The 21,719-nt window shown below is 65.7% G+C and carries 25 protein-coding genes and 1 pseudogene; 22 read left to right on the top strand and 4 right to left on the bottom strand.

Annotated features, from left to right (window positions below):
- Window positions 1–141 precede the first annotated feature (141 nt).
- Both glmS and glmU read right to left on the bottom strand, forming a co-directional pair.
- The gene (gene glmS, locus ACOI1H_RS03990) at window positions 142–1,965 is read right to left on the bottom strand and encodes a glutamine--fructose-6-phosphate transaminase (isomerizing) (RefSeq protein WP_422435429.1); all 1,824 of its coding nucleotides are present in this window, start codon (window positions 1,963–1,965) and stop codon (window positions 142–144) included.
- Window positions 1,966–1,968: 3 nt separating this feature from the next.
- Window positions 1,969–3,309 carry a bifunctional UDP-N-acetylglucosamine diphosphorylase/glucosamine-1-phosphate N-acetyltransferase GlmU gene (glmU, locus tag ACOI1H_RS03985; protein WP_422435428.1) on the bottom strand — a complete coding sequence of 447 codons (1,341 nt, stop codon included), beginning with the start codon at window positions 3,307–3,309 and terminating at the stop codon, window positions 1,969–1,971.
- Window positions 3,310–3,436: 127 nt separating this feature from the next.
- On the opposite strand from glmU, the gene ACOI1H_RS03980 reads away from it, so the two are divergent.
- Genes ACOI1H_RS03980 through ACOI1H_RS03970 form a run of 3 tightly spaced genes read left to right on the top strand, consistent with a single transcriptional unit; the run spans window position 3,437 to window position 5,845 of the window.
- On the top strand, window positions 3,437–4,099 hold the full coding sequence (locus ACOI1H_RS03980; protein WP_422435427.1) for an HAD-IA family hydrolase: 663 nt from the start codon (window positions 3,437–3,439) through the stop codon (window positions 4,097–4,099).
- Between the two features lie 40 nt (window positions 4,100–4,139).
- On the top strand, window positions 4,140–5,333 hold the full coding sequence (locus tag ACOI1H_RS03975; RefSeq protein ID WP_422435447.1) for a DegT/DnrJ/EryC1/StrS family aminotransferase: 1,194 nt from the start codon (window positions 4,140–4,142) through the stop codon (window positions 5,331–5,333).
- Window positions 5,330–5,845, top strand: a complete 516-nt coding sequence (locus ACOI1H_RS03970) for a hypothetical protein (RefSeq protein WP_422435426.1) — start codon at window positions 5,330–5,332, stop codon at window positions 5,843–5,845. The genes ACOI1H_RS03975 and ACOI1H_RS03970 overlap by 4 nt, the downstream gene beginning before the upstream one ends.
- 104 nt (window positions 5,846–5,949) lie before the next feature.
- On the opposite strand, the gene ACOI1H_RS03965 is transcribed toward ACOI1H_RS03970, so the two are convergent.
- Entirely contained in the window at window positions 5,950–6,414 is a 465-nt protein-coding gene (locus ACOI1H_RS03965; protein ID WP_422435425.1) for a CreA family protein, read from the bottom strand.
- Between the two features lie 101 nt (window positions 6,415–6,515).
- On the opposite strand from ACOI1H_RS03965, the gene ACOI1H_RS03960 reads away from it, so the two are divergent.
- The 18 genes and pseudogenes from ACOI1H_RS03960 (at window position 6,516) to ACOI1H_RS03875 (ending at window position 20,847) form a co-directional block, all read left to right on the top strand.
- Window positions 6,516–7,679, top strand: coding sequence for an isovaleryl-CoA dehydrogenase (locus ACOI1H_RS03960; RefSeq protein WP_422435424.1), 1,164 nt, complete (start codon window positions 6,516–6,518; stop codon window positions 7,677–7,679).
- Complete coding sequence (locus ACOI1H_RS03955) at window positions 7,676–7,960, top strand: hypothetical protein (RefSeq protein WP_422435423.1); 285 nt, start codon at window positions 7,676–7,678, stop codon at window positions 7,958–7,960. Before ACOI1H_RS03960 ends, ACOI1H_RS03955 begins: the two co-directional genes overlap by 4 nt.
- 16 nt (window positions 7,961–7,976) lie before the next feature.
- The gene (locus tag ACOI1H_RS03950; RefSeq protein ID WP_422435422.1) at window positions 7,977–8,489 is read left to right on the top strand and encodes a lysozyme inhibitor LprI family protein; all 513 of its coding nucleotides are present in this window, start codon (window positions 7,977–7,979) and stop codon (window positions 8,487–8,489) included.
- Entirely contained in the window at window positions 8,486–10,045 is a 1,560-nt protein-coding gene (locus ACOI1H_RS03945) for a carboxyl transferase domain-containing protein (protein ID WP_422435421.1), read from the top strand. The genes ACOI1H_RS03950 and ACOI1H_RS03945 overlap by 4 nt, the downstream gene beginning before the upstream one ends.
- A gap of 45 nt (window positions 10,046–10,090) precedes the next feature.
- Window positions 10,091–12,004, top strand: coding sequence for an acetyl/propionyl/methylcrotonyl-CoA carboxylase subunit alpha (locus tag ACOI1H_RS03940; protein ID WP_422435420.1), 1,914 nt, complete (start codon window positions 10,091–10,093; stop codon window positions 12,002–12,004).
- Complete coding sequence (locus ACOI1H_RS03935; RefSeq protein ID WP_422435419.1) at window positions 12,001–12,657, top strand: glutathione S-transferase family protein; 657 nt, start codon at window positions 12,001–12,003, stop codon at window positions 12,655–12,657. Before ACOI1H_RS03940 ends, ACOI1H_RS03935 begins: the two co-directional genes overlap by 4 nt.
- Window positions 12,658–12,788: 131 nt before the next feature.
- On the top strand, window positions 12,789–13,145 hold the full coding sequence (locus ACOI1H_RS03930) for an NADH-quinone oxidoreductase subunit A (protein WP_422435446.1): 357 nt from the start codon (window positions 12,789–12,791) through the stop codon (window positions 13,143–13,145).
- Entirely contained in the window at window positions 13,136–13,666 is a 531-nt protein-coding gene (locus ACOI1H_RS03925) for a NuoB/complex I 20 kDa subunit family protein (protein WP_422435418.1), read from the top strand. The genes ACOI1H_RS03930 and ACOI1H_RS03925 overlap by 10 nt, the downstream gene beginning before the upstream one ends.
- A 9-nt stretch (window positions 13,667–13,675) precedes the next feature.
- A complete protein-coding gene (locus ACOI1H_RS03920) occupies window positions 13,676–14,308 on the top strand; it encodes an NADH-quinone oxidoreductase subunit C (protein ID WP_422435417.1) in 633 nt (210 codons plus the stop codon).
- On the top strand, window positions 14,305–14,499 hold the full coding sequence (locus ACOI1H_RS03915) for a hypothetical protein (RefSeq protein WP_422435416.1): 195 nt from the start codon (window positions 14,305–14,307) through the stop codon (window positions 14,497–14,499). Before ACOI1H_RS03920 ends, ACOI1H_RS03915 begins: the two co-directional genes overlap by 4 nt.
- A complete protein-coding gene (locus tag ACOI1H_RS03910; RefSeq protein ID WP_422435415.1) occupies window positions 14,496–15,734 on the top strand; it encodes an NADH-quinone oxidoreductase subunit D in 1,239 nt (412 codons plus the stop codon). The genes ACOI1H_RS03915 and ACOI1H_RS03910 overlap by 4 nt, the downstream gene beginning before the upstream one ends.
- A complete protein-coding gene (locus ACOI1H_RS03905) occupies window positions 15,731–16,066 on the top strand; it encodes a hypothetical protein (RefSeq protein ID WP_422435414.1) in 336 nt (111 codons plus the stop codon). The genes ACOI1H_RS03910 and ACOI1H_RS03905 overlap by 4 nt, the downstream gene beginning before the upstream one ends.
- Window positions 16,067–16,138: 72 nt before the next feature.
- A pseudogene (gene nuoE, locus ACOI1H_RS03900) lies at window positions 16,139–17,368 on the top strand (NADH-quinone oxidoreductase subunit NuoE).
- A 135-nt stretch (window positions 17,369–17,503) separates the two neighbouring features.
- Window positions 17,504–18,535: a hypothetical protein gene (locus tag ACOI1H_RS03895; RefSeq protein ID WP_422435413.1), complete on the top strand. Its 1,032-nt coding sequence runs from the start codon at window positions 17,504–17,506 to the stop codon at window positions 18,533–18,535.
- A gap of 3 nt (window positions 18,536–18,538) precedes the next feature.
- Window positions 18,539–18,754, top strand: a complete 216-nt coding sequence (locus ACOI1H_RS03890; RefSeq protein ID WP_422435412.1) for a DUF5337 family protein — start codon at window positions 18,539–18,541, stop codon at window positions 18,752–18,754.
- A 56-nt stretch (window positions 18,755–18,810) separates the two neighbouring features.
- Window positions 18,811–20,094, top strand: a complete 1,284-nt coding sequence (gene nuoF, locus ACOI1H_RS03885) for an NADH-quinone oxidoreductase subunit NuoF (protein ID WP_422435411.1) — start codon at window positions 18,811–18,813, stop codon at window positions 20,092–20,094.
- Window positions 20,095–20,259: 165 nt separating this feature from the next.
- A complete protein-coding gene (locus ACOI1H_RS03880; RefSeq protein WP_422435410.1) occupies window positions 20,260–20,382 on the top strand; it encodes a hypothetical protein in 123 nt (40 codons plus the stop codon).
- A gap of 15 nt (window positions 20,383–20,397) precedes the next feature.
- Entirely contained in the window at window positions 20,398–20,847 is a 450-nt protein-coding gene (locus ACOI1H_RS03875; RefSeq protein WP_422435409.1) for a DUF3291 domain-containing protein, read from the top strand.
- A gap of 3 nt (window positions 20,848–20,850) precedes the next feature.
- Here ACOI1H_RS03875 and ACOI1H_RS03870 read toward each other — a convergent pair whose 3' ends face one another.
- Window positions 20,851–21,030, bottom strand: coding sequence for a hypothetical protein (locus ACOI1H_RS03870; protein ID WP_422435408.1), 180 nt, complete (start codon window positions 21,028–21,030; stop codon window positions 20,851–20,853).
- A gap of 191 nt (window positions 21,031–21,221) precedes the next feature.
- Between ACOI1H_RS03870 and ACOI1H_RS03865 the strand changes: the two genes are divergently transcribed.
- On the top strand, window positions 21,222–21,617 hold the full coding sequence (locus ACOI1H_RS03865; RefSeq protein WP_422435407.1) for a DUF5333 domain-containing protein: 396 nt from the start codon (window positions 21,222–21,224) through the stop codon (window positions 21,615–21,617).
- The last annotated feature ends 102 nt before the right edge of the window (window positions 21,618–21,719 follow it).

Genomic DNA, 21,719 nt, shown 5'->3' with positions numbered 1-21,719 from the left:
CTTTGCCCCGGACCCCAGGATATTTCGAACCAGAAGAAGACTCGGGTGCGTCACAGGATGTGTGAGCGGTCTGGTCTTCTTCTGGTCAAAAATATCCCGGCGGACCGGATCGGCGCAGTCGATCCGATTCTGTGCTTACATTCACTCCACGGTGACGGACTTTGCCAGGTTGCGCGGCTGGTCCACGTCGGTGCCTTTGGCGATGGCCGTGTGGTAGGCCAGCAGTTGCGCCGGGATCGCGTAGAGGATCGGGGCCAGAAAGGGCGAGACGTCAGGCAGGATCAGCGTCTTCCACACACCCTCGGAGGCGGCGCGCGCGCCGGCCGCGTCGGTGATCAGCAGGACCTTGCCGCCACGGGCCATGACTTCCTGCATGTTGGAGACGGTCTTGTCGAAGAGCGCGTCAGTCGGGGCCATGACGATCACCGGGACGGCGGGATCGACGAGGGCGATGGGGCCGTGCTTCAATTCGCCCGATGCGTAGGCTTCGGCGTGGATGTAGCTGATTTCCTTGAGCTTCAACGCACCTTCATGGGCTAGCGGATACATCGCGCCGCGTCCCAGAAAGAGGATGTCGCGCGCCTCTGACAATTCCTGTGCGAGGTCGCGGGTGGCGGATTCGATATTCAGGGCGGCGTTCATGATGCCGGGAAGTTGCCGCAGTTCGGTCAGGTGATCGGCCAGGGTCGCGTCGTTCATCTGGCCGCGGTCGTGGGCGGCCCTGAGGACCAGCAGCGCCAGCGTCGCAAGCTGGCAGGTGAAGGCCTTGGTCGAGGCGACGCCGACTTCGATCCCGGCGAGGATCGGCAGGGCGAGGTCGCTTTCGCGGGCGATGGAGGATTCGGCCACGTTCACGACCGACAGGATGCGGTCCGCCTTGCCGATCATATAGCGCAGGGCGGCGAGGGTATCGGCCGTCTCGCCGGATTGGCTGACGAAGAGGGCCACAGTGCCGGGTGTCACGGGTGGTTCGCGGTAACGGAACTCCGAGGCGACGTCGATTTCGACCGGCAGGCGGGCGATCTGTTCGAACCAGTATTTCGCCACCATGCAGGCATAGTAGGCGGTGCCGCAGGCCACGAGAGTCAGACGTTCGACCCGTGCAAAGTCGATGCCGGGGGCAGGCAGCGTGACCGCAGTCCCGGCGGCGTCGATGTAGTGCGCCAGCGCGCCTTGCAGCACGGTGGGTTGTTCGGCAATTTCCTTGGCCATGAAGTGCTTGAAGCCGGCCTTGTCGATGGCCGTGGCCCCCGTGGCGATGGTCTTGCGCGGGCGGCTGACCTGTTCGCCGGCGGCATTGCGGATGTCCACGCTGGACCGGGTCACGATCGCCCAGTCGCCTTCGTCGAGGTAGGTGATCGTGTCGGTCATGGGGGCGAGCGCGATGGCGTCGGAGCCAACGTAATTTTCGCCCGCGCCGTGGCCGATGGCCAGCGGACTGCCTTTGCGGGCGGCGATCAGCAGGTCGTCTTCACCGTCGAAGAGGAAGCACAGCGCATAGGCCCCTTCGAGTTGCGCGATGGTCTCGCGGGCGGCGTCGCGGGGCGAGAGGCCCTGATCGAGGTGATACTGCGCAAGCAGGGCGACTGTCTCGGTGTCAGTCTCGGTGGTGTAGCCGATGCCGTGATCGGCTAGAAACTGGCGCAAAGCGCGAAAATTCTCGATAATGCCGTTGTGGACGACGGCGACGCCGGCGGCGCGGTGGGGGTGGGCGTTCAGGACGGAGGGCGCACCGTGGGTGGCCCAGCGGGTGTGACCGATGCCCGCCTTGCCGGCCAGCGGGTCGTGGACCAGCAGGTCCTGCAGGTTCACCAGCTTGCCCATAGCGCGGCGGCGGTCCAGCGTGGTGCCGTCGATCGTGGCGATTCCCGCTGAATCGTAGCCCCGGTATTCAAGGCGTTTGAGCGCGTCGACGATGATCGGCGCCGCTTCGTGAGAGGAGAGGACTCCGACGATTCCGCACATGGGTCAGCCTTTCGTCTTGGCGGCCTTGAGTTTGTCCATCAGGCGCGCCGCGAGGCCCGCCTTGTTCACCTGCGGCGCACGGCCAAGGGCCAGATCGCCCGGCGCGACGTCGCGCGTGATGACAGAGCCGGAGCCGGTCATGGCACCGGCACCAATGGTGACGGGGGCGACCAGCATGGTAGACGAGCCGATGAAGGCGCCTGCGCCGATTTCCGTGTGATGCTTGAAGTAACCGTCGTAGTTGCAGGTCACCGTCCCTGCGCCGATGTTGGCCCCGGCCCCTACGGTCGCGTCGCCGATGTAGGTCAGGTGGCTGACCTTGGCACCGGTGTCGATCAGGGCACTCTTGATCTCGACGAAATTGCCGACCTTGGCGTTTTCGGCCAGTTCCGCGCCGGGGCGCAGGCGGGCGTAGGGGCCGACCACGGCACCCCGGCTGACATGGCAGCCTTCGAGGTGCGAGAACGCGCGGATCGTGGCACCGCTTTCGACGGTCACGCCGGGGGCGAAGACGACATAGGGTTCCACCAGCGCGTCGCCGCCGATGTGGGTGTCATGGGCGAAGATCACCGTGTCGGGGGCGGGCATGTGAACGCCGTCAAGTGTGGCGGCGGCGCGGGCGCGGCGCTGGAATTGCTGTTCGGCGAGGGCCAGTTCCGCGCGGGAATTGATGCCCAGCGTTTCGGATTCGTCGCAGGTGACGACGCCGGCGGACAGGCCGCGCGCGCGGGCAAGGCCCACGATGTCGGTCAGGTAGTATTCGCCCGCCGCGTTGGCGTTGCCGACTGCGTCGATCAGTGAAAACAGCGTTGCGGCGTCCGCACAGACGACGCCGGAGTTGCACAGGTCGATGGTGCGGGTGGCCTCGTCGGCATCCTTGTATTCGACGATCTGCGCCAGCGTGTCGCCGTCCATGACAAGGCGACCGTAGCGGCCCGGATCGGCGGCGTGAAAACCCAGCACGACGACGTCGTGGGTGGTGCGCGCGGCGATCATCGCCTCCAGCGTCTCGGGCGTGATGAAAGGGGTATCGCCGTAAAGGACGACGGCGTCGCCGGAAAATCCCTCAAGCGCGGGTTGCGCCTGCGCGACAGCATGGGCGGTGCCAAGCTGTTCGGTCTGGCGCACGCAGGCGATGCGGTCGTCGAAGGCTGTCGCGACCTTCTCCACCGCCTCGGCCCCATGGCCGGTCACGACGACGGTGCGGGCGGGGTCGAGCGCGCCGCCCGCCTGAAGTGCGTGGACCAGCAGCGGCGCACCGGCGAGGGGGTGCAGGACCTTGGGCAGGTCCGACTGCATCCGGGTGCCTTTGCCCGCCGCGAGGACTATCAGTGCTGTTGTCATGTGCCTGTCTAGCCCCATCTGCCGTTTGGCACGGCTTGTATCCGTTCCGCAGGCCGATACAAGGCGGGCGGGCGTCACAAAGGTTTACGGATCGTAACAGTGAGGGCCGGTTACAGGGGGAATGGCGATGCGCACGGTGGTTTTCGATCTGGACGGGACACTGGCGAACACCAGCGGCGATCTGATCGCCGCGGCCAACGCCTGCTTTCGCGACCTTGGGCTGGGCGATCTGCTGGACCCGGTGGCGGACCAGAAGACGGCCGTGCGCGGAGCGAAGGCGATGCTGCGGTTGGGGCTGGAACGTGCGGGCCAGCCTGACGAGGCTGTCGTGGATGCGCAATACCAGCCGCTGCTGGACTATTACGGGCAGGCGATCAGCACGCATACCTACCTTTATGAAGGTGCGATGGAGGCGATCGCCGCGCTGACCGATGCCGGATACCGCGTGGCGATCTGCACCAACAAGCCCGAGGCGTTGGCGGTGCAGCTTTTGACGGCGCTGGGCGTGCTGGACCGCTTTCACGCGATGCTGGGGGCCGACACGCTGGCGATGCGCAAGCCCGATCCGGAACACCTGTTCGAAACCGTGCGCCGGGCCGGGGGCGATCCCGCGATGTGCCTGCTGGTCGGCGACACCGAGACCGACCGCAAGACCGCCCATGCGGCGGGCGTGCCCTCGATCCTCGTGACCTTCGGTCCGGCGGGCGAGGATATGGCCGCGCTGGCACCTGCGGCGCTGCTGGACCATTTCCGCGATCTGCCCCGCGTCGTGCGCGACCTGATCGGTTAAGCTGTTGACGACTCTGGCGCGGCCCGCAACAGTTGGCCGCATGGGAGAGGTCTTTCACGGGAATTTCACGCAGCAGGAGCCGCTGCCGGAGGCCAGCCTTGCGGCAGCAGAGGCCGTGCTGCGCCATGGCCGTCTGCACCGCTACAACACGGCAGAGGGTGAAATTGCCGAAACCGCGCTGCTGGAGGAGGAATTCGCCGCCAGCACCGGAGCGGCGTTCTGTCTGGCCGTGGCGTCCGGCGGCTATGCGCTGGGCTGCGCGCTGCGGGCCTGCGGCGTGGTGCCGGGCGACCGGGTGCTGACCAACGCCTTCACGCTGGCCCCGGTTCCGGGGGCGATTGCGGGCATTGGCGCAGTGCCGGTCTTTGTCGGCGTGACGGATGGGCTGACCATCGATTTCGACGACCTGGAGGCCAAGCTGGCACAGGCGCGGGTGCTGCTGTTGAGCCACATGCGTGGGCATATCTGCGACATGGGCCGGCTGATGCGGCTGTGCGATCGCGCAGGCGTCACCGTGATCGAGGATTGCGCGCATACGATGGGCGCCGCCTGGGATGGCAGGCCGTCGGGGCGCTGGGGCCGGATGGGCTGCTTTTCGACGCAGACCTACAAGCACCTGAATTCCGGGGAGGGCGGGTTGCTGATCTCTGACGACGCCGATGCGATGGCCCGCGCGGTGCTGCTCTCTGGCAGCTACATGCTCTATGGTCGCCACCGGGCGGCGCCGCCAGAGGAAGCCTTTGCGCAGTTGCGCTACGAAGTGCCCAATATCTCGGGCCGGATGGACAATCTGCGCGCAGCGATCCTGCGGCCGCAACTGAAGGCGTTGAAACGGCAGGCCGGGCGCTGGAACGACCGCTACCGCAAGGTGGCGGAGGGGTTGGCGGATGTGCCGGGGCTGACCCTGCCCGCGCGGCCGGAGGCCGAACAGTTCGTCGCCTCTTCGTTCCAGTTCCTGTTGCTGGACTGGACCAATGACGCCGTGGCCGCCGTCGTCGCGGACTGCGCCGCGCGGGGGGTGGAGCTGAAGTGGTTCGGGGCGGCGGAGCCCGTGGGCTTTACCTCGCGCTACGATTCCTGGCGTTATGCGGACGCGGACCCCTTGCCGGGTAGCGACCGGGTACTGGCGGGGCTGCTGGATATGCGGTTGCCGTTGACCTTCAGCCTGGACGACTGCAGCCTGATTGGGCGCATCATCCGCGACGTGGTGACGGATGTGCGGGGCCGGGCATGAGGCTGGCCGAGGTCGAAGCCGAAATCGGCGAGGCGCTTGGGCTGCTGGGAAGGGACGTGCCGGGCTACACGCTCGACCGGCAGGCGCGCGGCGACGGCACGCCGCATGTGGAGGGCGAGGGACCGTTCTTCGATCTGGTGGTGGACGACGACGGGATGGAACGGTCGCGCGAGACGATGGACGGGCACGAGTTGCTGTTCCGCATCCTGCGGCGCGAAACGCGGCTGATCGCGATGGCCGAGGAACGGCGGACGCGTCAGGTCGAAGCCCCGGACTGGCTGCTGCGGTTGCGTCGCTGGTGGCCCGGCGCGCTGGAGGGCCTGCTGGGCAGTGACGACTATTCCCGGGCGACCTGGATCGACGCGCATGTCCGGCTGATGACCCACCTGCGCAGCGACTGGGGCGCGCGCGTGCGGACCGAGAACGACGCGATGCTGCGCCGCTATCCGCTGACGAAAGCCGAGCAGGAGAATTTTCGCCGGATGGATCTGGGTGCGTTTGGGGTGAAGTGAGCGCTCGTGGCAGGCAAAGGAGCCTCCGGCGGGAGTTTACGGGCCAGATGAATGCGGATCGGTTGCGCGGGGTGCTGCCTGCGGGTTTCGCACATGCCTGCGTGTCAGTTGGCAGGCGGCGGCGTGTAAAGCGGCACTGTGCTGATCGACATCTTGGCGGAGCCCTGCGTCAATTCGTTCGCATGGGCGAGGTAGATCAGGGTGTTGTTGGCTTCGTCGAAGATGCGCCTGATGCGGATCGACTTCAGGATCAGGGACTGGCGTTCGCTGAACACGCTCTCTCCGTCCGGCGAACGATCGATGTCGCCGATGGTGATCGGCCCGGTCTGGCGGCAGGCGATGGACGAATTCGAGGGGTCCTCGAACCAGTTGCCGTTCGACAGGCGGTCGATGACGGAGCGGTCGAAGTAGGCGAGGTGGCAGGTGACGCCCGGCACCTTGGGGTCCTGGACGGCCTCGATCACGATGTCGTTGCCGACCCAGTCGACGCCGACCTGGCCCACCTGTTCGGCGGTGGTGGCGCTGGCCAGAAGGGTGAGGGCGGCTGCAATCGCGGGGATGTGTTTCATGCAAACCGATGTAAGCTGGTCGCGGGGGGATGCAAGACGCTTGACCGGGGCGGATCGTGTCCCTACGAATTGAACAAGTGTTCAATAAAGGATGCCGCGCGATGTTCCATGCCTCCATGACCTTCGATCTGGGTGACGACGTGAATGCGCTGCGCGACATGGTGCACGGCTGGGCCCAGGACCGGCTGCGGCCGATGGCGGCGACGATCGACCGCGACAACGCCTTTCCGCCCGCGTTGTGGCGGGAGCTGGGCGATCTGGGTCTGCTGGGTGTGACCGTGCCGGAAGAATACGGTGGTGCCGGGATGAGCTACCTCGCCCATACGGTCGCGGTTGAGGAAATCGCACGGGCAAGTGCGTCGGTGTCGCTGTCCTACGGGGCCCATTCCAACCTTTGCGTGAACCAGATCAAGCTGAACGGGACCGAGGCCCAGAAGGCGAAGTATCTGCCGCGGCTCGTGTCGGGAGAGCATGTCGGGGCCTTGGCGATGAGCGAGGCGGGGGCGGGGTCGGACGTGGTGTCGATGACGCTGGCGGCAGAGAAGCGCAACGATCACTACCGCCTGTCAGGCACGAAATACTGGATCACCAACGGACCCGACGCGGACACGCTGGTGGTCTATGCCAAGACCGACAAGACGGCGGGGTCCAAGGGAATCACGGCGTTCCTGATCGAGAAGGAGATGAACGGGTTCAGCACGAGCCCGCATTTCGACAAGCTGGGGATGCGCGGGTCGAACACGGCAGAGTTGGTGTTCGACGACGTGGAGGTGCCGTTCGAGAACGTGCTGGGCGAAGAAGGCCGCGGGGTGCGCGTGCTGATGTCGGGCCTCGATTACGAACGGGTCGTGCTGGCGGGGATCGGGCTGGGGATCATGGCCGCCTGTCTGGACGAAGTGATGCCCTATCTGGCGCAACGCAAGCAGTTCGGGCAGCCCATCGGGTCGTTCCAGCTGATGCAGGGCAAGATCGCGGACATGTATACCGCGATGAATTCGGCCCGTGCTTATGTCTACGAGGTCGCGCGCGCCTGCGACCGGGGGACGGTGACGCGGCAGGATGCGGCGGCCTGCTGTCTTTATGCCTCGGAAGAGGCGATGAAGCAGGCGCATCAGGCGGTGCAGGCGATGGGCGGCGCGGGCTTCATGGCCGATGCACCCGTCGCGCGTCTGTTCCGCGACGCCAAGCTGATGGAGATCGGGGCGGGCACGTCGGAAATCCGGCGGATGCTGGTCGGACGCGAGATGATGGCGGCGATGGGATGAGGCGCTGGGCGATCTTTGCGCCCCTCGCGGCGCTGATCGTGCTGACGGGCTACCTTGGCTTGCGGTTGGGGCAGCCGTTGGGGGACACGGAGATCATCGAGCGGGCCGCGGCGCGGTATCTGGCCGAGGTCGGAGACGGCGCTGCGCGCACCGATTGCGCGGCGACGGCGCATCCGCAGGCGCGGATGATCGTGGTCTGTCATCATGCCGACGGCCGCACATTTTCCTATGTCATGGGGGACCGGGGTGAAGTCTTTGAACGCAGCGGGCCGCAGGCCTGACGAAGGAGGAGCCGGGATGCAAATTTGGGGGCATGGGGCGTTGCTGGTCCTGATCTGTGGCTGGCCGATGGCCGTGGCGGCGCAGGATGTGGTCTTTGATCCCGTCATCACGACCAACTGCATGGCGGATGTGGACGGTGCCGCCCGGCTGGACTGCGTCGGCGCTGCGGCTGGGGTCTGCATGACCGAAACGCCCGGCGGCGATTCGACCGTGGGGATGGGGGCGTGTCTGGACCGGGAATTCCAGTTCTGGGACGGCGCGCTGAACGCGGCCTACGGCGACCTGATGACGCTATACAAGGCGAACGACGCCGAGGCGGAGGCTGGTGGCTGGAACGCGCCACGGCAGGTGCCGGCCTTGCAGGCGATGCAGCGGGCCTGGATCGCTTACCGCGACGCGCGTTGCGATTTCGAGAGGGCGAAATGGGGCGGCGGCACCGGCGGAGGGCCCGCGACGGCGCAATGCCTGATGACCGTGACGGCGGAACAGACGCTGCTGTTGCAGGACGGTCTGGACGGTCTGCAATGACGCGCGGTGCGCATCTTGACGCGCTGGGCCGTGTCGCGGACGCCGCGGCACTTGCGATGGCAGGCGGTGGCGAGAAGGCGCGCGCGCGTCATGTCAGCCGGGGCAAGATGCTGCCACGCGACCGCGTGGCGAACCTGCTGGATCCGGGGTCGCCTTGGCTGGAGATCGGGGTAACGGCGGCACATGGTATGTATGGCGGCGATGCGCCGGGGGCCGGCGTGATTGCGGGGATCGGGCGGGTCGCGGGGCAGCAGGTCATGGTGGTCTGCAACGATGCGACCGTAAAGGGCGGCACCTATTACCCGGTCAGCGTGAAAAAGCACCTGCGCGCGCAGGAGATCGCGGCGCGGTGCCGGTTGCCCTGCGTCTACCTCGTGGACAGTGGCGGGGCGAACCTGCCCAATCAGGACGAGGTCTTTCCCGACCGCGACCACTTTGGTCGCATCTTTTATAATCAGGCGAACATGTCGGCGGTGGGGATCGCGCAGATCGCCGTGGTCATGGGGTCCTGCACGGCCGGCGGAGCCTATGTGCCCGCGATGGCTGACGTGTCGATCATCGTGAAGGATCAGGGGACGATCTTTCTGGCCGGGCCGCCCTTGGTGAAGGCCGCGACCGGCGAGGTCGTGACGGCAGAGGATCTGGGCGGCGGCGACGTGCATACGCGCCTGTCGGGCGTGGCGGATTATCTGGCAGAGGACGACGCCCATGCGCTGGCGCTGGCGCGGCAGGCGGTGGCATCGCTGGGTCAGCGGGATCTGTGCGATGTCAAGCGGTTGGAGAGCGAACCTCCGCTGCTGGACCCCGACACGCTGTTCGATGTCGTGCCCGCCGATCTGCGCACGCCCTATGATATCAGAGAGGTGATCCGCCGCATTGTGGACGGGTCGCGGTTCGATGAATTCAAGGCGCGCTTCGGGGACACGCTGGTCACGGGCTTTGCGCATATCGACGGCTGGCCCTGCGGGATCGTGGCGAACAACGGCGTGCTGTTTTCGCAGGCGGCACAGAAGGGCGCGCATTTCGTGGAACTGTGTTCGCAGCGGCGGATCCCGCTGATCTTCTTGCAGAACATCACCGGCTTCATGGTGGGGCGGGAGTACGAGAATGAAGGCATTGCACGGCATGGGGCCAAGATGGTGACGGCGGTGGCGACGACGGCAGTGCCGAAGATCACACTGGTCGTGGGCGGGAGCTATGGTGCCGGAAATTACGGCATGGCGGGAAGGGCTTACAGCCCGGACTTCATGTGGACATGGCCCACATCGCGCACCGCCGTCATGGGGGGAGAGCAGGCCGCGGGCGTGATGGCCACGGTCAGGCGCGACGCGATGGAGCGGCAGGGACAGGCGTGGGCAGAGGAGGAGGAGGCGGCGTTCAAGCAGCCGATCCTCGATCAGTTCGCGACGCAGTCGGACCCGCTTTATGCCGCTGCCCGGTTGTGGGACGACGGGGTGATCGACCCGCGCGCCAGCCGCGCCGTGCTGGCGCTGTCTCTGGCGGCCAGTTGCAACGCGCCCATCGGGGAGACACGCTTTGGCGTGTTCCGCATGTGACGGTATCTCTGCGAAAAATCAGCGCCCAGTCGCAAAGGTGATCCCATGTTCGACCGCATCCTGATCGCCAACCGGGGCGAGATCGCCTGCCGGATCATCCGCACCTGCCAGCGCCTGGGAGTCGGGACGGTGGCCGTCCATTCCGATGCCGACGCGGGCGCCCTGCACGTACGGATGGCGGATGTGGCGGTGCGGCTGGGGCCGGCCCCTGTCGCGGAAAGCTATCTGCGCGGCGATCTGATCATCGCGGCGGCGCAAGAGATGGGCGCGCAGGCGATCCATCCGGGCTATGGCTTTCTGTCGGAGAACCCCGATTTCGTGGATCAGGTCACGGCGGCGGGGCTGGTGTTCATCGGCCCCTCGGCCGACGCGATCCGCGCGATGGGGCTGAAGGACGCGGCGAAGGCGCTGATGGACCGGGCGGGCGTGCCGGTGGTGCCGGGGTATCTGGGGGCCGATCAGGACGCGGGCGTGCTGGCAGCAGAGGCTGCGAAGATCGGGTTTCCGGTGCTGATCAAGGCGGTCGCCGGCGGCGGCGGCAAGGGGATGCGGCTGGTCACGGAGGCTGGCGGCTTTGCCGAGGCGCTGGACAGCGCCAAGGCCGAGGCGCGGACCGCCTTTGGCAACGCGGATGTGCTGATCGAGAAATACGTGCAGCAGCCGCGCCATATCGAAGTGCAGGTCTTTGGCGACGGCACGGACGCGGTGCATCTGTTCGAGCGCGATTGCTCGCTGCAACGCCGCCACCAGAAGGTGATCGAGGAGGCACCCGCACCGGGCATGACCGATGCGGTCCGTGCCGCGATGGGCGATGCGGCGGTGAAGGCCGCCCGCGCGATCGGCTATGCGGGGGCGGGAACGATCGAATTCATCGTGGATGCCAGCCGCGGGCTGCGCACCGACGGCTTCTGGTTCATGGAGATGAACACCCGGTTGCAGGTCGAACATCCGGTGACCGAGGCGATCACCGGCGTCGATCTGGTGGAATGGCAGTTGCGGGTGGCCAGCGGCGAGCCGCTGCCGATGTCGCAGGACCAGTTGGCCATCAGGGGCCACGCCATCGAGGCGCGGCTTTACGCGGAAGACGTGCCGGCGGGGTTCCTGCCCGCAACGGGCACGCTCGCGCATCTGGCGTTTCCGGCGGATGCACGGATCGACAGCGGGGTCGAGACGGGAAGCGAGATCTCTCCCTGGTATGACCCGATGATCGCGAAGGTGACGGTGCATGGCGCGGACCGCCCGGCGGCGCTGGCGGCGATGTCACGGGCGCTGGCCGGGACAGAGGTGGCGGGGACCGTCACGAATCTGGGGTTCCTGCAACGGCTGGTCGCGGTGCCCGATTTCGTGGCCGGCCACATGGATACCGGGCTGATCGGGCGGACTCCGGGTCTGGCCGAGGCGGTACAGCCGGATGCGGCGCGGCTGGCGCTGGCGGCGGTGGTGGCGGCCGGACTTGACGTAGAGCAACCCTGGCAGGGGTTCGCGCTGTGGCAATCGCTGGGGCAGACGGTTCTGATCGGCGACCGGGTCGTCACGCTGACGGCGGCGGCGGGCGGCTGGGACGTGCGCGTTGACAACGTGACCGTGGCCCTGCGCCGCGACGGGCAGGGCTGGCGTGCGGGCGGCGTGCTGATGCCGGGAGCGATGCGGCACGGCGACGGCGTGACGGTCTTCGGGGCAGAGCCTTTCACGCTGACCTTGCCCGATCCGCTGGCGCGGGGCGGGCAGGGGATGGGCGGCGACGCGGTGCTGTCGCCGATGCCGGGGCTGGTGGCGCAGGTCAGCGTCATGGTGGGCCAGCGGGTCGCTGAAGGCGACCGGATGGTCGTGCTGGAGGCGATGAAGATGGAACATGTGCTGCGCGCCCCCCGCGACGGCGTGGTGGCGCAGGTCGCGGTGGCGCCCGGCGATCAGGTGAAGGCCGGCGTGGCGCTTGTGACGCTTGAGGTCGAGGCGTGATCCGCCTGCACCATTGCCCCGGCACGCGGTCGATGCGCAGCCTGTGGCTGCTGCACGAGATCGGCGTGGACTTCGACCTGAAGGTCTGGCCTTTCGACAGGACCCTGCGCGGGCCGGACTACAAGGCACTGAACCCCACTGGCCGAGTCCCGGCGCTGGAGATGGACGGCGCGGTGATCGTGGAGAGTGGCGCGATTGCAGAAGTGTTGTGCGAACGGTTCTCGCCCGAGGACCTTGGCCGTCCCGCAGGCCATGCGGAGCGGGCGAAGTGGCTGGAGTGGGTGCATTATGCGGAAACCATCAGCCAGCATTGCGCGAACCTGACGCAGCAACACGTTATGCTGCGCGATGACACGATGCGCAGCCCGATCATTATGCAACTGGAAGCAAAGCGTCTGGCGATCACCCTGCGCACTGTGGACGCGGCGCTGACGGGGCGCGACTGGCTGCTGGCGGGCGGGTTTTCCGCCGCCGACATCGGGGTCGGGCAGGCGGTCGAGATGGCGCGCCGCTTTGTCCGGCTGGACGAGCTGGCGCATCTTTCGGACTGGTTTGCGCGGATCACGGCGCGACCCGCGTTTCGGGCCAGCCTGCCGGAGGGCGCGGGGCTGTATGACCGCGACTTCTACGCGCCCTGGACCAAGCCCGAGTGACGCCCGCGACAAAGCGGAGCGGAGCGCCCTGCGTCGGTTGACCCTGCGCAGGCCCCGGTTTAAGTGTGCGACCAGCCGCGCCCGGACGACGCCACCGGATGCCACGCAAAAGGATCATCCCCTTGGACACGATGCTGAACGAATACCTGCCGATCATGATCTTTCTGGGCCTGGCCATCGGCCTTGGCCTGATCCTGATTCTGGCCGCTGCGCTGATCGCCGTGCGGAACCCCGACCCGGAAAAGGTGTCGGCCTATGAATGCGGCTTCAATGCCTTCGACGACGCCCGGATGAAGTTCGACGTGCGCTTCTACCTCGTGTCGATCCTGTTCATCATTTTCGACTTGGAGGTCGCGTTCCTGTTTCCCTGGGCCGTGGCGTTCCAGCACCTTTCGATGACCGCATTCTGGTCGATGATGGTGTTCCTTGGCGTGCTGACCGCAGGCTTTGCATATGAGTGGAAGAAGGGAGCTCTCGAATGGGAGTGATGACCGGAACGCAGGTCGGGCCTGACCGCGAGGTCGCGACGCAGGCGTTGAACAAGGAGCTGACCGACAAGGGGTTCCTCGTCACGTCGACCGCCGACATCGTGAACTGGGCGCGCACCGGCAGCCTGCACTGGATGACCTTCGGTCTGGCCTGTTGTGCGGTCGAGATGATGCACACTTCGATGCCGCGCTACGACCTCGAACGCTTCGGCACGGCACCCCGCGCATCCCCGCGCCAGTCGGACCTGATGATCGTCGCGGGCACGCTGACCAACAAGATGGCCCCGGCGCTGCGCAAGGTCTACGACCAGATGCCGGAACCGCGCTATGTGATCTCGATGGGGTCCTGCGCCAACGGCGGCGGGTATTACCACTACAGCTATTCCGTTGTGCGCGGATGCGACCGAATCGTGCCGGTCGACGTCTACGTCCCCGGCTGCCCGCCGACGGCAGAGGCGCTGCTGTACGGAATTCTTCAGTTGCAGCGCAAGATCCGCCGCACCGGCACCATCGTCCGCTAAGGGGGTCCCATGTCCGAAGCACTCAACGAACTCGGCCAGCATCTGGAAACCCGGCGCAATGATTGCGTGCTGGGGTGGGAGGTCGCGCATGGCGAGCTGACCGTCACCGTCGCCCTGAGCAACATCGTCGGTTTCGTCGATTTCCTGAAGGTCGATCCGGCCTGCCGTTTTTCGTCGCTTGTGGACATCACCGCTGTCGACCATCCGGCACGCCCCAAGCGGTTCGAGGTCGTGCATCACTTTCTGAGCATGTATCAGAACCAGCGCATCCGCCTGAAGGTCGACGTGCGCGAAGAGGACATGGTGCCGTCGATCATCAGCGTGCATCCCTCTGCCAACTGGTTCGAACGTGAAGTCTTCGACATGTTCGGCATCCTGTTTTCCGGCCACCCGGACCTGCGCCGCCTGCTGACGGACTACGGGTTCCGCGGCCACCCGCTGCGCAAGGACTTTCCGACCACCGGCTATACAGAGGTGCGTTATGACGAGGTGCAGAAGCGCGTCGTCTACGAACCCGTGAGCCTTGTGCAGGAATACCGGCAGTTCGACTTCATGAGCCCTTGGGAAGGGGCCGAATACATCCTGCCCGGCGACGACAAGGTTGCACCCGACGGCCACGTCTCGAAAGGACCGGCGAAATGAACTGGTTTGATCCAATGTCAGAACTTGGCGCTCTGCTGACGGGACTAGCTGCAATGCTGTTGGCGTCATGCAGCATTTTTAAAAATTCCGCTGGCCCGAAGGCAGCGCTCTATCGTCGTCAAAGTACTGTGACAGATAATGGATTTAATTCTGATTTAGCTTTCGTAACAGTTTTAGAGGTACGGATATGATGGACGGCGATATCCGCACGAACACCTACGACGACGGGTCCGTCGATGCGCGCACCGGCGAGCAGAAGATCCGCAACTTCAACATCAACTTCGGCCCGCAACACCCGGCGGCGCACGGCGTGCTGCGCTTGGTGCTGGAGCTGGACGGCGAGATCGTGGAGCGGTGCGACCCGCATATCGGCCTGCTGCACCGTGGCACCGAAAAGCTGATGGAAAGCCGGACCTATCTGCAGAACCTGCCGTATTTCGACCGGCTGGATTATGTGGCACCGATGAATCAGGAACATGCCTGGTGCCTGGCGATCGAGCGTCTGACCAAGACCGTGGTGCCGCGCCGCGCCTCTCTGATCCGCGTCCTCTATTCCGAGATCGGCCGCATCCTGTCGCACCTGCTGAACGTCACGACGCAAGCGATGGACGTCGGCGCGCTGACGCCGCCGCTTTGGGGGTTCGAGGAACGCGAGAAGCTGATGGTCTTCTACGAACGGGCCTGCGGCGCGCGTCTGCACGCGGCATACTTTCGGCCCGGCGGCGTGCATCAGGACCTGCCCGACCAACTGGTCGAGGATATCGACACCTGGGTCAAGGGATTTCCGGCGTTTCTGGACGACATCGACGGCCTGTTGACCGAGAACCGCATCTTCAAGCAGCGCAACGCCGATATCGGCGTGGTGACGGAACAGGACATTCAGGACTGGGGCTTTTCCGGCGTGATGGTGCGCGGATCCGGCCTTGCTTGGGACCTGCGCCGGTCGCAGCCCTACGAGTGCTACGACGAGATGGAATTCCAGATTCCTGTCGGCAAGAACGGCGATTGCTACGACCGCTACCTCGTCCGCATGGAGGAGATGCGCCAGTCAGCCCACATCATGCGTCAGTGCTGCGACAAGCTGCGGGTCGAAAAGGGCGAGATCATGGCGCGGGGCAAGATGACCCCGCCGACGCGGCACGCGATGAAGACCGACATGGAAAGCCTGATCCATCACTTCAAGCTGTATACCGAAGGCTTTCACGTGCCCGAAGGCGAGGTCTATGCCGCCGTCGAGGCCCCGAAGGGGGAATTCGGCGTCTACCTTGTGGCCGACGGCAGCAATCGTCCCTATCGCGCCAAGCTGCGCGCGCCGGGGTACCTGCATCTGCAGGCGATGGACTACATCGCGACCGGCCATCAGCTGGCCGATGTGGCGGCCATCATCGGCACAATGGATATCGTCTTTGGAGAGGTCGACAGATGATCACGCGCATTCTGACTGTTACCGCCGTTCTGGCGCTTGCGGCCTGTTCCAGCAATGGCTCTGGCATCAGCCGTCTGGGCAATGACCTGCCGGCCAACCCGGTGCCGCGTGCCACGGCGCAGCCGGCGGTGCTGACCGCCAAGGAACGGCTTGTCGGCGCAATCGAGGCGAACGGATGTGCGCTGACCGCCGACAACGTCGGTGCGGTGCTGACACAGGCCACGATCAGCCGCGAGGAGCTGATCAACCTGACTCCGCAGCTTCAGGCCGAGGGCCGGATCGAAACCGCCGGAGACGGTGCCATCCGCGTGATGAGCGACCGCTGCATCTGACACCATCGCCGCGAGGCATCTGATTCTGCCTGCGCGCCCGTGGCGCGACGACTAGCCCGAAAGACCTGATCCATGCTGCGACACCTTTACCACGACCAGCCCGAAAGCTTCGAGTTCACGCCAGACAACCTTGCCTGGGCGGAAGGTCAGATGACCAAGTTTCCGCAGGGCCGGCAGGCATCGGCGGTGATTCCGCTGCTGTGGCGCGCGCAGGAACAGCACGGCTGGCTGACGCGGCCCGCGATCGAATATGTGGCCCGGATGCTGGACATGGACTACATCCGGGTGCTGGAGGTCGCGACCTTCTACTTCATGTTCCAGCTGCAACCCGTGGGGGCCGTGGCCCATATCCAGGTCTGCGGCACCCTGTCCTGCATGATCTGCGGGGCAGAGGACCTGATCGGCGTCTGCAAGAACAAGATCGCCGCCAAGCCGCACATGCTGTCGGCGGACGGCAATTTTTCGTGGGAAGAGGTGGAATGTCTCGGGTCCTGCGCCAACGCCCCGATGGCCCAGATCGGCAAGGATTATTACGAGGACCTGACCGCAGAACGTCTGGCCGAGATCATCGACGAGATGGCGGCGGGCCGCGTGCCGCTCCCCGGCCCGCAGAACGGACGCTATGCGGCGGAACCGCTTGGCGGTCTGACCAGCCTGAAGGACCATGAGAGCGGCAGGCAACAGTATAACGCGAGCGTGCAGCTGGCGGTCGATATCGGCGACACGATCAAGCGCATCGACGGCACCGAAGTGCCGCTGCTGATGCCTTGGAACGTGTCGCAGTCCGACAGCGAGGCCGACAAGACCGCCGCGCGCGACGATCTGATGGCCCCAGAAGGCCCGGATGGCAAGCAGGGCGGCCGCACGAAGGGCGAAGAGGATGCGCCCCGTGATGTGGGCGATTCCTCGGACGGCGTGTCAGAGACCGAAGGCGAGGCGCGCGGCGTCGCCCGGCCCGGCCGTCCCGAAGAAGGCAGCGTCGCCCCTGCGTCCAGGACCGACACCAAGGCCGAAAGCGGCACGGAACGGCCCGCCACACAGACCGGCGCGGAAGCCCCGGCAGATGCGGTTCCAGAGGCGAAGCCAAACACGCGGTCCGGCCCGCGTGGCGGGCAGGCGGACGATACGTAGCACGATGACGGGATTGGTCCCAGGATCGAGGGCCATCAGCATGACCTCGGCTTTTCCGCCGTTGATCCAGTCGCGGCCCTGACCGAGGCCCAGGCGGATGGGGTGAACAGGCGCTTGAAACTCACGGGCCGCATCCGGCGCGAGGGCTGTATGGCGCTGGCGCAGGGCTGAAATCCCGTCTCGTGCGAAAATCTTTGTGACCTGCGGCAATTGCGCTAACATCCCCTTGGGACTGCCCTTGCGTCGCGCGGGCTGTCCGAACGCAATCTCGTGACAGGCCGATCGGGCCGTCGGACGGAGGGACAGATGAAAGATACCGCACCCAAGGAACAGGGCATCCTGTTGATCGCCGCCGTGTTCGGATTCATCGGCGGGGCCGTGGCCTATGTCGCCTACGGCTGGGGGCTGGCCAGTGCCGGGCTTGTGGCGCTGCTGGTCGCGCTGGTCGTCGCCGTGGCACTGTGGCTGGGCTGGCGCGAGCCCAAGGGCCTGCCGAAGGGCCCGGTCAACCTGGACCCCAAGGCACCGAACCGTGGCGGTGGTGCTGCCCCGACGCAGACGCATGGCGGCGGCGCTGCGCCGACACAGACGCATGGTGCTGATCCTGCGGGCAACACACCACCGGCGGCGACCCCGGCCGCCCGCGGGAACGAAACCGCGGGCGAAAAACGGGCCAGGCCCGTTGCAAGCGCTGCTGCACCGGCCGCTGATGCACCGGCACCGCACGCTGCCGGTGATGCTGCCGCCCAGGGTGGCGCAGGGCGCGGTGACACCGCTGCCGCAGGTCTGAAGCCCTCGGCTCGTCTGGCCGGGCAGGAGGATATGGCCAGTCGCAAGGGGAGCTGGAAATATGACGCCAAGCCGGGCGCATCGGAGGCCGATGCGCGGCCCGATGCCGCGACGGGTGCCACGGCCCATCCGGGTGCCGCCGGTGCATCGGTTGCCGACACGGCAACCCCCGTCGGCGCGATGAACGGCGAGCAGGCGGCGGCGATTGCCGCGCGAGAGGATACGCCCGATTCCGACGGCGACACCACCGCGCCGGATGTGGGCGACAAGCCGCAGATGTTGTCTGCCCCCCGTGAAGGCGGGGCAGACAACCTCAAGGAAATCAAGGGTGTCGGGCCGAAATTGGAGAATACGCTGCACGAGCTGGGCGTCTATCACTTCGACCAGATCGCGGGGTGGTCCGCGACCGAGGTGGCGTGGATGGACAACAACCTGCGCGGCTTCAAGGGGCGGGTCAGCCGCGACGGCTGGACCGAGCAGGCCAAGATCCTCGCCTCTGGCGGAGAGACGGAATTTTCCACGCGGGTCGACAAGGGCGGCGTCTACTAGATCATGGCGGACCGACATGACCAAGAAACGGCACGACAGGGGCGCATCGCCGCTATCGTCATCGCGGCGGCAGGGGTGCTGGCGATGCTGGCCCCCTGGATCGTGGCCCGCACCGGGTTGCCTGCGAAATACGAGATCCTGATGTATCTGGTGTCGATGGCTGCGTTCATTTGGTCACTGGTTGTCACCCTGAGAATCTGGCAGAAGACCCGTCAATAGCGGTGCCCTGGCGCGCCGCTCTCCAGCTTTCAAGGCCCTCGTAAGGAACACTTCCCATGCTGAAAGACCAGGACCGCATCTTTACCAACCTGTACGGGATGCACGATCGTTCGCTGAAGGGCGCACAGGCGCGCGGCCATTGGGACGGGACGAAGGATATCCTGGGCAAGGGTGCGGGCTGGATCGTGGACGAGATGAAGGCGTCGGGTTTGCGCGGACGCGGCGGGGCCGGTTTTCCGACGGGTCTGAAGTGGTCCTTCATGCCCAAGGAAAGCGACGGGCGCCCGTCCTATCTGGTCGTGAACGCCGACGAATCGGAACCCGGCACCTGCAAGGACCGGGAGATCATGCGCCACGATCCGCATACGCTGATCGAAGGCTGCCTGATCGCCAGTTTCGCGATGCAGGCGCACGCCTGCTACATCTACATCCGTGGCGAATACATCCGCGAGAAGGAGGCGTTGCAGAACGCCATCGACGAGGCCTATGCCGCCGGGCTGGTCGGCAAGAACGCCTGCGGGTCGGGCTGGGATTTCGACATCTACCTCGCACACGGGGCAGGTGCCTATATCTGTGGTGAGGAAACAGCCCTTCTGGAAAGCCTTGAAGGCAAGAAGGGGATGCCGCGCATGAAGCCGCCGTTCCCGGCGGGTGCCGGCCTTTATGGCTGCCCCACGACCGTGAACAACGTCGAATCCATTGCCGTGGTCCCGACGATCCTGCGTCGGGGCGGCGCGTGGTTCGCGGGCATGGGCCGGCCGAACAACGCCGGCACGAAGCTTTTCGCGATCTCGGGCCACGTCAACAATCCCTGTGTGGTCGAGGAGGTCATGTCGATCCCCTTCAAGGAGTTGATCGACAAGCATTGCGGCGGCATCCGGGGTGGCTGGAATAACCTGAAGGCCGTGATCCCCGGCGGGTCGTCCGTGCCGTGTCTGACGGCGGACCAGATGCAGGACGCGATCATGGACTTCGACTGGCTGCGCGAACAGCGCAGCGGGCTGGGAACGGCGGCGGTGATCGTGATGGATCAGTCCACCGACATGATCAAGGCGATCTGGCGTCTGTCCAAGTTCTACAAGCACGAAAGCTGCGGCCAGTGCACGCCCTGCCGCGAAGGCACCGGCTGGATGATGCGCGTCATGGAACGGCTGGTCCGCGGCGATGCGAACGTGGCGGAAATCGACATGCTGCTGGACGTGACCAAGAAGGTCGAAGGCCACACGATCTGTGCGCTGGGTGACGCCGCTGCCTGGCCGATCCAGGGCCTGATCCGCAACTTCCGCGATGAAATCGAGGACCGCATCAAGCACAAGCGCGGCATGATCGCGGCAGAGTGATGCCGTTCTGCCGCAGGTGCCGGACGGGCGTAGGCGGCAGGCTCGACTTGTGACAGCAGCGGTTTAGCTGTTTATGTGACGATCGCCCTTGGTGCCGTCCACGCAGTCCGGTGCGGCCGGTCAATCGAACGGCGTGTCATCACAGACCGGATCGAGGATGTTAGCATGATGAAATTCGTGATGATGGCGGCACTGGTCGGCGTGTCCGCCTGTGGCCAGCGCATGGAACCCGCTCCCATGCAGGTCGCACCACCGGCCACCCCGGTTTACGATTCCGGCATGAAGTGATCGCGTGGACGCCTGATGCCGCTCGCAGAGTTGAACATCGGGCGTCTTATCGCCCCCACCGACGACCCGCGCGTCGCGGAATTCATGGGCGCGCTTGACCGGATCAACGGGCTGGGCAAACGGATGCCGGGCTTCGTGTGGATGATGGAAGGGTCGGGAGAGCCGGGGACCGGCAACACTGACGCCAAGATCGACGGCGATCCGCAGTTGGTCAGCAACCTGACGGTGTGGCAGGATATCCCGAGCCTGCACCGTTTCGTTCACCACACCCTTCACGCCCGGTTCATGGCGCGGCGGCGCGAATGGTTCGAGATGCTGGCCGACCAGCACTTCGACATGTGGCACGTGGCGGAGGATCATCGCCCGACACTGGGCGAGGCGCTTGCCGTGCTGGACCTGCGCCGCCGCCAAGGTGACACGGCGCAGGCGTTCGGCTGGGACTGGGCAAAGGCCAATCTGGTCTGAGCGTCAATCCTTCAAGGTCTTTTTCAAAGTGTCCTTGTCGCTTTCGGGCATGTTTTCGGTCACATGCTCTGATGTATCCGTGGCGTGGTCATCGTGGGTCTGGCCCGTCTTCTGAAACTTTTTCGTCTGGTGTTCTGCCGTGCTGGCCGTCTCGGACAGGTCGGTCTTTTGGGTGTCAGTCATGGCGTGCTCCTCCTCTGGATGATGACAAAACGCGGCGTCGGAGGAGCGGGTTCCTGTGTGCGTGGTCGTAGAACAAGCAAGACCATGCGCGGCTAGACACAAACCCGTGCCGGTTATTGCATAACCGTGCGCCCGTGCCGATGTTGCGGGCTAAAGGGATGACAAGGTCCCTCGCGACAGGAGCAGAAGAGATGCACAAGATACTGATGACCGCCGCGTTGCTGGCCGGCGCATTGACCGGCACGGCACAGGCCGCAGGGTTGAAGGACGAGGCGGAAATCCGCAACGGCCTGCTGGTGGTCGGCATGGCCTATGAGATCAGCGAGAAGTGCGAGAGCATCGATGCGCGCTGGATCGCCGGGGCCTCGACCCTGCTGAACCTGAAAAGCCGGGCGCGGCAACTGGGCTACTCCAATGCCGAAATCGATGCCTATGTCGACGACAAGGTCGAGAAGGCGCGACTGGAGGGGATCGCCCGCGCGCAGCTTGTGCAACTTGGCGTGACACCGGGGGTCGAGGAGACCTATTGCACCGTCGGGCGCGACCAGATTGCCAAGGGCACCGGGGTCGGTCGGCTGCTGCGCTAGGCCGCAGCCGTCCGGCGTGAAAAAAGCGCGCTGGCGTCTGGCATAGGGCGGGCCAAAGGGTTAGAACGCCCTCCAAACGCCCGGTCGTGCGCGACAGGGCAA

It is taken from the genome of Loktanella sp. DJP18 (genome assembly GCF_049310965.1).
Lineage (GTDB): Bacteria > Pseudomonadota > Alphaproteobacteria > Rhodobacterales > Rhodobacteraceae > Loktanella.
The sequence above is the reverse complement of the archived record's forward strand: the minus strand, read 5'-3'. Positions and strand labels throughout refer to the sequence as shown.